This window comes from Aneurinibacillus tyrosinisolvens, assembly GCF_001015055.1.
GTDB lineage: Bacteria > Bacillota > Bacilli > Aneurinibacillales > Aneurinibacillaceae > Aneurinibacillus_A > Aneurinibacillus_A tyrosinisolvens.
This window is the reverse complement of the sequence record NZ_BBWZ01000076.1, coordinates 1-11,588: the sequence shown is the minus strand read 5'-3', so window position 1 is coordinate 11,588 and position 11,588 is coordinate 1. Positions and strand designations below refer to the sequence as shown.

Here is an 11,588-nt window from a genome sequence, read left to right as displayed (position 1 = left end):
AACAACGTTGTAATAATAAGCGTAACTAAAAAAGAAAAATAAAGACGTTTGCTGACTGACATGATGTAAAAAATCCCCTCATTCTTTCTGTAAATGTTTTTATGGCGAAACATCTAGCTTCGTGCCTTTTACATTTTACATACAGAAATACAAAATTGTAAGAATAGAAAGAATGGGAAATGTGGTATATCGAGGGTTGACAGGAAAGTACTGGCTTTTCTTTTAACTCAGGTCATCTTTTTTAATGTCCACTGGAGGTTACTTTCAACAAAAAACAGCAGCATATCCGCCGCTGTTAGTCATCAATGGAATAACGAACCATTTTGGCATATAAAGTTGATTTGCTGATGCCCAGCCTGCGCGCCGCCGCCAGCCTGTCCCCTTTTTCCTCTCGTATCGCCTGCCGTATCGCCTTTTCCTCCGCCCGCTCCACTGCCTGCTTTAATGTGGAAGCAGAAGAATGGTCCCCTTCACGCCTTACTGATTCGATAACGGCAAGAGGGAGATCCTCTTTGCTAATCATATCCTCCGTTTTCACATAGAGGGCTCTTTCCAGGACGTTGCGCAGTTCACGAATATTGCCGGGCCAGCGGTACACCTGGAGAATTTCCTCCGCTTCTCTGGTGATTCCTTTTGCCTGGATTCCTGTTTCCTTTTGAAGCTTTTCAAGAAAAAAGGAGATAAGCAGGGAAAGATCGCCTCCCCGCTCGTGAAGAGCCGGAATATCGAGCGTTACAACGTTCAGCCTGTAATAAAGATCATGGCGGAATTTCCCCTGCTCAACGAGTTCAAGCAAATCTTTGTTTGTCGCGGCAATGATTCTTACATCGACCGGTTCCGGAGTTTCTGCCCCGATCGGCTCAATCTCCTTTTCCTGCAGCACACGCAGGAGCTTTACCTGCATCATCAGCGGCATTTCGCTAATTTCATCCAGAAAAATAGTCCCGCCATTCGCCAGAGCGAACTTCCCTTTCTTACCGGATTTCTTCGCCCCGGTGAAGGAACCTTCCTTATACCCAAACAGTTCGGATTCAAGGAGGGTTTCAGGAATAGCAGCGCAGTTGACTTTAATCAGCGGGCCGCCTCCCCGGTAGCTTTCTCTGTGAATTGCATGGGCGAACAGCTCTTTTCCCGTCCCGCTTTCTCCCTTTAACAAAATGGTTGTATCGCTTTTCGCTACCCGTTTCGCCAGGGATTTGACCCTTTCCAGTTCCCCGCTCGTCCCAAGAATCGTGTCAAAGGAGTACTTGGCTCCCATTCTTTTTATGAGTTCGTCTTTATAATAATTAAGCTCTTTTCTTAAATTTTCCACTTTTTTTGACAGCGCGAATAGATCATCCACTTCCTGGAACATAACTGTACCAACAACGGCGACAACCTTATCCTCATTGAAAACTGGAATCCGGCTGGCAATCATTTCGTGCCCGTTTATTTTCTGAATCTGGGCGATTTCAGGCTTGCCCGTTTGCCCGACAATATGCATTCTCGTATTCTCAATCACATCTGTTACATGCTTACCAATCAATTCATTTAAGCCTTTTTCCAAAAAATCGGCATAGATCTGATTAGCCATTAGAATGTAGCCATTCACATCAACGATGAGAACCCCTTCATATGCATGGTCGAGAATGGTTTGCAGCATATCCTTTTCCAGCTTTACTTCCCGCGCGCGTCCGGCCAGCTCTTTAATCAAGCGGTGAACCCATCCGTTTCGATGGATAATCATCACCATTCCCCCTTTTACTCGGTTATATTATAACAGGAAAAGGAAGAACCGGACAAAATATCCTCAACTTCGATTTGTGTCAGCTGCTCCGCAGTGAATGTTTTCTGCTCTGTATCCAGCAAGCGCTTCGCCTGGAACTGAACGGCATTCTCAATCACACTGCGGGCCAGGCGTGCATTGCCGTCATTGCCCTGTTGTTCAGCAAATTTCATTTGCAGCTGCTGGGCCGCATCAGACGAAAGGATATACCCGAGTTCGTGCGCATAATGTTCAGCAACCTCCGTTAATTGATCCGCTGAATAATCCGGGAAATGAAAGAACTTCTTAAATCGGGACCGCAGACCCGGATTGGAATCAAGCAGGCGCCCGATTAAATCTGGATACCCGGCGAAAATAACCGCCAGGTTTTCATTGTGCCGCGTCATTTCCTCAACCAGTGTATCGATGGCCTCCGCGCCATAGTCACCTGGACTTCCCGCAAGCAGAGAATGCGCCTCATCGATGAAAAGAACCCCGCCCAGCGCTTCCGCAATCTTTCTTCTCGTCTTGATAGCGGTTTGTCCCACATATTCGCCGACAAGGTCGGAACGGCTTGCCGTGACGAGATGCCCGCGCTTTAACATGCCGGCTTCCTTCGCAATGGAAGCATAAATTTCGGCAACGGTCGTTTTTCCCGTGCCCGGGTTTCCGGAGAAAACTGCGTGCAGCTGGAGCGGGACAACAGGCAGCCCGAACGCTTTGCGCTCCTGCTGGATCGTCAGAAAGGCGAATAGCATGCGAATTTCCTCTTTTATATCCTGCAGGCCGACAAGCGCCTCCAGGCGTTCAACCGCAGGCTTTACTGCCGGCTGCTCCTGGTGAAAGTCCTCCTCATACAGAATCGAAAACTCATCCGGAGCAAGCGAAGCCCCTTCCGATAGCTTCCTTCCTTTTGCAATGACGGCTTCGAGCACAATATTTTTCACCGTTCTTGCATTGCCGAATGTCCGGTCCACCCGCTCCCATTCAATTCGGTGTTCCATAGAACGAATTGCGCCCTCCGTTAAAATAAAATCATTGTTGCGTGCCACCTGCCTGCCGATCCCAATGAGTTCCTCTGTTGTAAAATCAGGCAGGTGGAAATGCCCGTTCTCCGGGAACCGGCTCCTAAGTCCCGGATTGGCCTGCAGAAACAGCCTCATTTCTTCCGGATATCCTGCGAGGACAACCGCGAATTTACCCGCATATTCACTCCCTGTCATTGCGGCAACGAGCGTATCGATGGCAACCTGCCCGAAGTCGTTCTCCGCGCTTCCTCCCCGCTTGAGGCTGTATGCTTCGTCGATAAACAGTACGCCGCCGACGGCCCGCTCAACCGCTTCCATTACTTTTTGCTCCGTATGGCCAATGTACGATCCAACCAGGTGGGAACGATCTACTTCTACTATTTTTGCATGCTCCAGTATGTTTAATTCGTGGTAAATCTCAGCCAGCAGCCGGGCAACGGTCGTTTTTCCGGTCCCCGGATTCCCTGTAATGACGGCATGAAGGCTTACGCTATCACGCATATGCAGCCCTTTTTCCTGGCGAGTGGATAAGTAAAGCAGGAAATGGTACAGATCGCGAATCCGTTTCTTTATATCTGACATCCCGATTAATGAATCCAGCCGGGTTAGGGCAGACGGTGTTTCTGTTTTTAGCTGCCGAAAGCTGGAAAAGCATTCATTCCATTGCCTGATGACAGCCTCCACTTCTTTGATTCCCCCATTTACGGCGGCGACCAATTCCTCTGATACATACAGCCCGCTTACTGAGCGGGTAAACAGGATGCAAGCATCTTCCAGTTCATGCAGCAAGGGCGGCAGCATTTCCAGCAAGCGCTCTGCTTCGCCCCATAAATCGGATGGACTTCCGGTGTGCCGCTGTGCGTGCTTCCCTTCTTCCAGCCGTTCTTTTCCCCGCTCCAATGTATCCGTTACCATTCGCTGGACCGTGTGCTGTATTTCCAATATTTTTTTCTTCTTATGTTCTGTCGGGTCAACCTGACGTATCGATTCCATAGTAATGCCCGCAAAAAGAGAGGACAACTCATGTAAAATAACCCTGCCCAGGTAAAGCCATGCTTTCGGCTGTTCAGGCTCAAGCTGAATAGCCTGGCGCAGCCAGCTCCCTGCTGCCTGCCCGTGCGGATCGTTCTTATAATGAATAGTGCCCATGCATGTGTAGAGCATGGCTTCCCACCGAGCGAGATGGCTTTGCTCGATGCTTTTCTTCCAGAAGGAAAGCTGCGCGAATAGTTCTGCCGCCTGCGCCTCACCCGACTTAAAATCACTTTCTATTTGCTTATCAAGCCTTTGAACACTTTCTGTCCATTCGTCAAACTGCATAAAACGATTCATCGCGTAGTTTGCCCTCCTCTAGTCCAACAAAGGATTGCGAAATTCAAATCCGTATTCCCCCATATAGCGATCATGTGACAATGTCCCGCCATTGAAGTACCAGAAATCAGCGGGACGAATGAAGAAGCAGATGCCTTCCACTTGAAAAACCGCGTCCTCCTCCTGCACTTCATCCTGCCCGGATTTTTCCAGCGCATAGAAAAGCCCGCCGGTTCCCGGCCCGCTCGTCCGTGTATACAGCCTGTAAATTTCACCTTCGTTGAATCCGGCATATTTTTTGTATGCCTGTGCCGCTTCCGGCGTCAATGTAAACGCAATGCTTCCCATGCCAACACCCCTGTGCCGTTAATGTAGAAAAAACCGTCCCATAAGATGGAACGGTTCCTTGGTTTGTAAGTATATATGGCCGTAAGAAGTGCTGTAAGCCAGGTTTTGTACTTCCCGTACTCATAACGGCGGCCAGCCTGGTACATGGAAGCGATAGTCATCTATCTACAGACATTTCATCTGTCTATCCTTTCGGTTCATTTCCCACCGGATAGTGCCCCTACCTAAATTTGGGTTGCTCGCTTACGGGGTTTACCTCGTTCCACCTCTGCCGTTTCCAGCAGAGCTTCGTCACTGTGGCACTTTCAGGCTATTCTCAGCATATTCGGAAGAACGTAGCTGATTTCACCGCCGTCAGCCGGTTAACCCGACTGCCCTACCTTGCGATAGGCGCAAACACTCCGGACATCTCAGTCCGGGCGAGCCTGGACTTTCCTCTATTCATTCGAGATGAATAGCGACTACCCACACTTCTTACGTTAAAAATTATTCGCATTGGTTAGTTAGTACATACTCATTATACACCCTGCAGATACTAATTTCATCTGGGAAGTTAATGGTGCATCTGTCTTCGCAGATACTACTGATTTCATCTGAACAAGGAAGCTTATTCGACGTCGTACAGATGAACACATATGGTGCACCCTTACGGGTACTACTGATGTCATTCTAGCAGGAAGTAATTCGACGTAGTTAGAATGACAATTAATGGTGCGGATGAAGGGACTTGAACCCCCACGGTGTTGCCACCACTAGAACCTGAATCTAGCGCGTCTGCCGATTCCGCCACACCCGCATAACTTGTTACTTCCTCTCTGGTGAGAGTCCAAAGTGATGAAAGGCACAAATTTTCGCCCTTAATCATGGTATGCTTTCCACTTAAATGGTGAGCCATACTGGACTCGAACCAGTGACACCCTGATTAAAAGTCAGGTGCTCTACCAACTGAGCTAATGGCTCGCTGTCTGGCGTCCCAGAAGAGATTCGAACTCCCGACACACGGCTTAGAAGGCCGTTGCTCTATCCAACTGAGCTACTGGGACATTGTTTACCAACGCGGCGACAGAAATAATAATATCACATTTCACTAACAGTATGCAATACCTTTTTGAAATGAATACGAATGAAATTTATGGAAAAGTAAAAACAGGCACCGGCGGGAATAACTAAAAAGACGAAAAGGCTTGGCCACCTTTTCGCCTCTTTGCTACACGTTATACACTTGAATTCCTGCGGACAGCCAGCCAGATGCTGTATCATTTTGCTGCCAGTACTTCTCCCACTTGGCAATGAATGATTCCATGTTAGAAATCCAGGCAAGTATAAGATCCTTCTCACGGGCCAGTTCTGCTATGCCCGCCATATCATTTTCTTGAAAACATGCGCGCACGTCCTCTTCTATCCATTGAAGCTGAAGACGTTTATAGCTTACAACCTGCCTCAAGCGTTCAAATCGACGTTCCAATGAGTCGAGACCTTGTATTGCTTCCATCTACACTGCCATCCTTGTTTATTGAATTATTGGTTTACCAGTTCAGCTACCTTAGACAGGGCGGCTACAATGGATTCCCCTTTTTCTTTTTCCTCAACCAGTTTGGAAATGGCGGTCATGTCGTTTTCTTTGAAGTGCTCAAGCACTTCCTCTTCCATCTCACGGATTCGCTGTTCGAGCTTCTCCGTTGAATCCTGAACGTTACGAAGCACATCTTCAAGTACGCTTGCTGTTTTTAACTCGTTTGCCATGGTGACGGCAACCTCCTCTTTCCCTAAGTTTGATTGTTCTGTTTGATTTTCTTCTTCGTTTAACTGCACAGGGCTTTGCTCAAGTTCAGGCAGTTGTTCCCCATATGCAACGAGTACAAGCCCGTCAATCACCTTAAACCGCGAATCCCCCTCAGGGGCGAATGCATATTCTCTGCGGGACATACCAAGTTCGTGTTCCAAAATAATGTACAGCTGTGATAGCGGTATTTGCTTAAGTCCTTTTTCCACCAGAACCGAATACAGCCTGTCATTCGCAATGTGCCATCTGGATAAGTACCAAAGATCAGAACCATGGAATTGGACAAAGCGCGGATCTTTGTAGAGGGGTAGCTTGTTCTGTGCGTAACTATAGGAACTACGTTGTGGCGGCGCAGCTTCTTTAAGCATTGGTCCGTTGTTAATGGCCCCTTGTTTTCCAGCAAATAACGGACAAGTTCCTCTGCAATGTGATCACGTACAGTTGTCTCCATCTCAATAACTGCGTGCGATCCTCCAATATGGAAAGGCGACTGCTCGTCCGCCATTGCCTCCTCGATTACTCTCTCAGGCAGCACATTCATCTTCATCAGGCTTGTACTATATGTATTCTGCAAACGACTCTCTACTTCCTGCCTTGAAAGAGAACGCTCTCCTGAACGAAATACCATTTTCAGCATGCTGCTGGACGTATAGACTAACTCACTCATTCCAAGACTCCTTTACCTATGTCCTATGAAGTCTATGATACCATGATCTGCCGGAGTGCGGGGCGCAAAATTTACGTTTTGTCCCTTTTTCCTACTTACTCTGTTGTTTCCCGTGAATCCCATCGATTTTCCGCTCCATTTAAGCAAATCCTGGGACGTTAGGCATGAGAGCTGTACAACATTATAAAAATACAAAAGGGCGAAGCATATCCTAGACATACAAATAAATATTTTGTATATTTATATTATAAAATATATAAATATGCATAACGGGATTTTATGGGAGGAACGCTTTATGATGATTAGGAAAGCAAAAATAATCGATCTTGACGGTATGATGGAACTTATTAACGAATATGCGGCGCAAGGGCTCATGCTGCCCCGCTCAAAATTGTCACTCTGTGAAACCCTGCACTGCTTTTCTGTCGTTGTTGATAGTACGGGGGCGGTTTCACCTGAAGGTACGGTCGTTGGCGTAGGAGGGCTCCATATTTTGTGGGAAGACCTTGCGGAAATACGCTCTCTCGCTATTTCTGAGAAAGCGAAAGGCAAAGGCCTTGGTAAAAAACTCGTGACCCATCTGCTTGACGAGGCGCAGGAGTTAGGATTAAAACGCGTTATGTCGCTCACCTATCAGAAAGATTTCTTTGAGAAGTGCGCCTTTCGCGTCGTCCAAAAAGAAACCCTCCCCCATAAAGTATGGAAGGACTGTATAAATTGCTCGAAGTTTCCGAGTTGCGATGAAATCGCGATGATTAAGGAGCTTGCTCCTGCGGCCCTCCCAACGATATAAATTAAGAAAGGAAGGCAGTTTTCCCGCCTTCCTTTCTCATACAGACTGGAGCTCATATAAAATCTCCGCCAGGATAAGGGCCAGTTCCTGTGCTTGTTCACCTTCCACAGGAAACTGGCTCTTTACTTCATTTAGTGTTATGCCGGCCGGAAATAAACCGATTCCCCGAAAAGGATGGCGGACCATAATAAGCTTGGTGCCCGCCGGTATGTTTAGTACCATGGACGCAGGAACATTCCCTGCCAAAATCTCATAGGATGTTTCCCCACGCTTATACGTAAACCTTTTTACATCGATTTCTCCATAATCCTTCATCGGCAGCCGCCTACCTCTTGTTTTTAAATACATTTTTAATCATTTGCAGCCTGCTTGAACCAACAAGAGTGTCCGCCTTTCCAAGCACATCCTTTATGACGCTTAAGATGTTCTCGTCTCCGTTCCAATGCTCGTTAATAATCGACTCATCCACGTCTCCAAGAATTTTGTTTAGCGCGATCACCGACAGGATGATGTCATCTATAAAGCCGACCGGACCAATTAGCAGTTCCGGAATAATATCCAGCGGGGTTATATAATAAACAACGGCCAGCAAAACAATAGACTTGGATTTTGCCGGTACACGCGGGTCTTTAATCAACCGGGCAAGCAGGACAAACAAATCCGGAGCGAGCAATAAGTAGGGAGCAAGCTGTTCCGTTTTTCCATCCCCCATCTTTTCGCGTAAGTAACGTTCTATTTTCGCCCGCAGCCGATCATAGAAGCGCTCATGTTCGCGCTCAATGCGAACGAGTTCGCCGCTGGATGGCTCTCCGCTGTTGTCAAAGGAGAACCCTTCCTCCGGTTCGGAAATCGGCTCCATCCAATCAAACTCCATCGTTTCCAATGATAGCTCCGGCGGTCCCGTAACCTCAATGAACATTCCGTTCTCCTCGAGCTTAATCGTACCGGCAGACACTTCCTGCAGCACAGGATACATTGTAACAAGCCCGTTAAGCTGAATTGTAATCCGATTCTCCGACACGAATATTTCATGCCTGTCTTTAAGCACATTCATCAGCATTGTTTTTCCGGCAATGTTTCTGTTCAAAAACGTTTCCGTTTCATGGAGGAATTTACGGGCAAACGGCACATCACCCTGCCGGACATCCTCGCTGTACGTTAGTGTGATATACCGTCCCGACTTATCAAAACAAAAGCGTTCGATTTCCATACTGTAAAATGCGGAGAGCCATTCTCCCCGAGAGCGGATTTGCGCTTCAAGTACCATGTATCCTTCCCGGATCCTCAGGTTGTTTAAGTGAATATCCTCAGGTAATAATTGATTGAGTCGCGGAAGGATCGCTGTATTTATCATTTGCTCAGATAACTTCACGGCTTACCGGCTCCTTCCTTTACGGGTTATTGTCTTCTTCCAGCCATTTCTTTATCGTAATTTTTGTTCCCGCACCTAGAGCACTTTCAATATGAAAGTCGTCCATAAGTCTTCGGGTACCGGATAGCCCAAGGCCAAGCCCGTTTCCCGTTGTGACGCCGTCTTTCATGGCCTCAGCAATATTTTTAATTCCTGGACCCTCATCTTTCACGACAATTTCAAGGCATTTTTCACTTGTTTTAAACCGGATCATTCCCCGTATTCCATAGTTAATCACGTTTCGTGTCAATTCTGAGATGCTCACCGCAATCTTAGTCTGATCTACGATAGAAAACCCCATATCGCGCGCCACAGACTTTCCGAACGTGGCTGCTATAATGATATCCTCTTCCGTTTCAATGGCCAGTTGAATCATTCATTTACTCTCCCTGTAGATTGTGCTTCCTTTTCTATATTTTACCCCTTTTGCACCTAATAGAAAATGAAATCCTTACTTAAATCCCCGTTCGTATTGCACAGGCCCTGTATACTCCTTCTTTCGCTGTTTTTGCGCCTGGAGCATCCAGTAAGGGTTTCTTAGCAGGGCCCGTGCCAGGAAAACAAGATCCGCCCGCTCATTCCCTATAATTTCAGCAGCCATGTCCGGATCATCGATGAGTCCAACAGCACCGGTCGCTATGCCTGCCTCTTTGCGGATCGCTTCGGCATACGGAACCTGATACCCTGGAAATATTTTTTTCGGCGGCACCGGGAGAATAGCGCCGGACGAGCAGTCAATCAGATCAACCCCGGCTTCTTTTGCTATCTTTGAAATTTGAATGCTATCCTCCAGTGTAAGGCCGCCTTCCGCGTGATCCACAACGGAGAGGCGCAAAAAGAGCGGGTTTTCCTGCGGCCACTCTTTCTTTACAGCTTCGATTGCCTGCTTTAAAAATAAGCATCTTGCTTCCAGGCTGCCGCCATACTTGTCCTCGCGCTTGTTGGAAAGCGGCGACAGAAACTGGTTGATTAGATAGCCATGCGCGCCATGGATTTCGATAATGTCAAAGCCCGCTTCCCTGGCTCTTCTGGCAGCCTGCTGCCACGCTTGCAGGATTTTCTCAATGTCCCCTTCCGTTAATTCCTGAGGGACCTTCGAATTCTCATCAAACGGAATCGGGCTGGGGGCTACAATCGGTCCGTTAATGACTGCCTTGCGGCCTGCATGGCCAAGCTGTACGCCTATTTTGGCTCCCTGTCCCTTTACGAAGGAGATAATGCGGCGCAGCGGCTCAATCTGTCCGTCCTCCCATAGGCCGAGATCATGCTCGGTAATTCTTCCCCTGCTTTCGACTGCGGTCGACTCGAGGATAACCAGCCCAACTCCGCCGGCGGCGCGGGTGCCGTAATGGATATAATGCCATTCGGTAGGCTTTCCATCGTTTTCAGCTGAATACATGCACATCGGTGACATTACGATCCGATTTTTTAATGTCACGTTTTTTAAAGTAAATGGTGTAAAAATAGACATGGTATATTTCCTCCTTTTTCTCGTTCAACCATTATTTACGCATAATTGTGCAAAACAAAACAAGATTAACTAACATTTTCATTCTCTTTTCGACTATAATAGTAAGTATAATCAAATTGGTTGTAAACATATGTTGCCCATTGTTTGATTTATTTGTTCACGTGCCCAATCATTAGTATACTTATGTATAAAGGATACCCTAAGATAAACCAACAAATCTTTGATGTTTTTCCATAAAAAGGATTGATGAAATTTGAAGGGAAATAAAATGAAGAATAAGAAATCCTACACGTTCTTTCAAGGTCTGTGGAGAAAGATGAAAAAGAATTATTACCAGCTCATACGCAGCCAGGGAGCTACGAGCATTATTGCGCGCAGCTTTGCGATAGGGATGGCGATCGAGTTTATAACATTACCAACGGTGGGCCTCGCTTTCCTTCTTTTGTTTCCGCTTATTAAGCTCTTTCGCGGCGTTTTCAGCGTCGCATTGATTGGATTCTTGATGGGCAAAATTTTTTTGCCATTGTTCTTTGTTCTCAACTATAGTGTCGGCGAATTTATTATCGGGAAAGAGACGGGGCCGGCGGCTCATTCAGAAGCGACGCAATCCTTCTTCCTCCAGTTGGTGGGGCAAAAGGGCCTTGCTTATTTAACAGGCAGCTTTGTGAATGGATGCATTGTTGCTTCGCTCAGCTACGTACTCGTATACCTTGCTCTTTCAGCATACCGTAAAGGGAAAGAAAAACGGATACGTCTGCGTCAGGAACAGAAATCACGTTTGCTAAAGATTGATATGGAAGAGGTTTAATACGATATAATGATCAAAAAAACATTGCCGGGAAACATCAATTTTTAAGAAATGAAATATATAAGCGTGTATAAAGTGATATTATGAATATTTTTACAACAAAGGGCTGTTACCCATTCGTCTAGCTAGAGAATGGGTAACAGCCCTTTGTTGTAGAGCATGCACATGTAAGCTGATTGGTAAGGCAGTTTATTGCTTTAATTAAGCAATATCATAAATTGTGT

12 protein-coding genes, 3 tRNA genes and 1 other RNA gene are annotated in these 11,588 nt (G+C 46.8%); 2 read left to right on the top strand and 14 right to left on the bottom strand.

The window, feature by feature from the left end; all coding sequences use genetic code 11:
• Positions 1-295: 295 nt before the first annotated feature.
• The 10 genes from MBEAL2_RS27495 to MBEAL2_RS27455 all read right to left on the bottom strand — a co-directional run bounded on the left by MBEAL2_RS27495 (position 296) and on the right by MBEAL2_RS27455 (position 6,881).
• The gene (locus MBEAL2_RS27495; RefSeq protein WP_082130234.1) at positions 296-1,726 is read right to left on the bottom strand and encodes a sigma-54 interaction domain-containing protein; all 1,431 of its coding nucleotides are present in this window, start codon (positions 1,724-1,726) and stop codon (positions 296-298) included.
• Positions 1,727-1,740: 14 nt separating this feature from the next.
• A complete protein-coding gene (locus MBEAL2_RS27490) occupies positions 1,741-4,104 on the bottom strand; it encodes an AAA family ATPase (RefSeq protein WP_052948066.1) in 2,364 nt (787 codons plus the stop codon).
• Between the two features lie 18 nt (positions 4,105-4,122).
• A complete protein-coding gene (locus MBEAL2_RS27485) occupies positions 4,123-4,431 on the bottom strand; it encodes an iron-sulfur cluster biosynthesis family protein (RefSeq protein WP_047155393.1) in 309 nt (102 codons plus the stop codon).
• An 89-nt stretch (positions 4,432-4,520) separates the two neighbouring features.
• Positions 4,521-4,904: RNase P RNA component class B (gene rnpB / locus MBEAL2_RS30820), an RNA gene on the bottom strand.
• Positions 4,905-5,140: 236 nt separating this feature from the next.
• Positions 5,141-5,227 (bottom strand) — tRNA-Leu (locus MBEAL2_RS27480).
• 88 nt (positions 5,228-5,315) lie between these two features.
• A tRNA-Lys gene (locus MBEAL2_RS27475) sits at positions 5,316-5,391 on the bottom strand.
• Between the two features lie 6 nt (positions 5,392-5,397).
• Positions 5,398-5,474 (bottom strand) — tRNA-Arg (locus MBEAL2_RS27470).
• A 164-nt stretch (positions 5,475-5,638) separates the two neighbouring features.
• On the bottom strand, positions 5,639-5,923 hold the full coding sequence (locus MBEAL2_RS27465; RefSeq protein ID WP_047155392.1) for a hypothetical protein: 285 nt from the start codon (positions 5,921-5,923) through the stop codon (positions 5,639-5,641).
• Between the two features lie 26 nt (positions 5,924-5,949).
• Positions 5,950-6,306 (bottom strand): hypothetical protein, encoded by a 357-nt coding sequence (locus MBEAL2_RS27460; protein ID WP_047155391.1) that lies wholly within the window; start codon positions 6,304-6,306, stop codon positions 5,950-5,952.
• A complete protein-coding gene (locus tag MBEAL2_RS27455; protein ID WP_047155390.1) occupies positions 6,303-6,881 on the bottom strand; it encodes a hypothetical protein in 579 nt (192 codons plus the stop codon). Before MBEAL2_RS27455 ends, MBEAL2_RS27460 begins: the two co-directional genes overlap by 4 nt.
• A 295-nt stretch (positions 6,882-7,176) precedes the next feature.
• Between MBEAL2_RS27455 and MBEAL2_RS27450 the strand changes: the two genes are divergently transcribed.
• On the top strand, positions 7,177-7,674 hold the full coding sequence (locus MBEAL2_RS27450) for an N-acetyltransferase (protein ID WP_047155389.1): 498 nt from the start codon (positions 7,177-7,179) through the stop codon (positions 7,672-7,674).
• 36 nt (positions 7,675-7,710) lie between these two features.
• Here the strand turns inward: MBEAL2_RS27450 and MBEAL2_RS27445 are convergent, their stop codons facing one another.
• The 4 genes from MBEAL2_RS27445 to namA all read right to left on the bottom strand — a co-directional run bounded on the left by MBEAL2_RS27445 (position 7,711) and on the right by namA (position 10,556).
• Positions 7,711-7,989 carry a hypothetical protein gene (locus tag MBEAL2_RS27445; RefSeq protein ID WP_047155388.1) on the bottom strand — a complete coding sequence of 93 codons (279 nt, stop codon included), beginning with the start codon at positions 7,987-7,989 and terminating at the stop codon, positions 7,711-7,713.
• Between the two features lie 10 nt (positions 7,990-7,999).
• A complete protein-coding gene (locus MBEAL2_RS33375) occupies positions 8,000-9,046 on the bottom strand; it encodes a YkvA family protein (protein ID WP_236693040.1) in 1,047 nt (348 codons plus the stop codon).
• Positions 9,047-9,065: 19 nt separating this feature from the next.
• The gene (locus tag MBEAL2_RS27435; RefSeq protein ID WP_047155387.1) at positions 9,066-9,461 is read right to left on the bottom strand and encodes an ATP-binding protein; all 396 of its coding nucleotides are present in this window, start codon (positions 9,459-9,461) and stop codon (positions 9,066-9,068) included.
• Positions 9,462-9,536: 75 nt separating this feature from the next.
• Positions 9,537-10,556 carry an NADPH dehydrogenase NamA gene (gene namA, locus MBEAL2_RS27430; RefSeq protein WP_047155386.1) on the bottom strand — a complete coding sequence of 340 codons (1,020 nt, stop codon included), beginning with the start codon at positions 10,554-10,556 and terminating at the stop codon, positions 9,537-9,539.
• A 268-nt stretch (positions 10,557-10,824) separates the two neighbouring features.
• On the opposite strand from namA, the gene MBEAL2_RS27425 reads away from it, so the two are divergent.
• A complete protein-coding gene (locus tag MBEAL2_RS27425) occupies positions 10,825-11,364 on the top strand; it encodes a DUF2062 domain-containing protein (protein ID WP_047155385.1) in 540 nt (179 codons plus the stop codon).
• Positions 11,365-11,588: the final 224 nt, after the last annotated feature.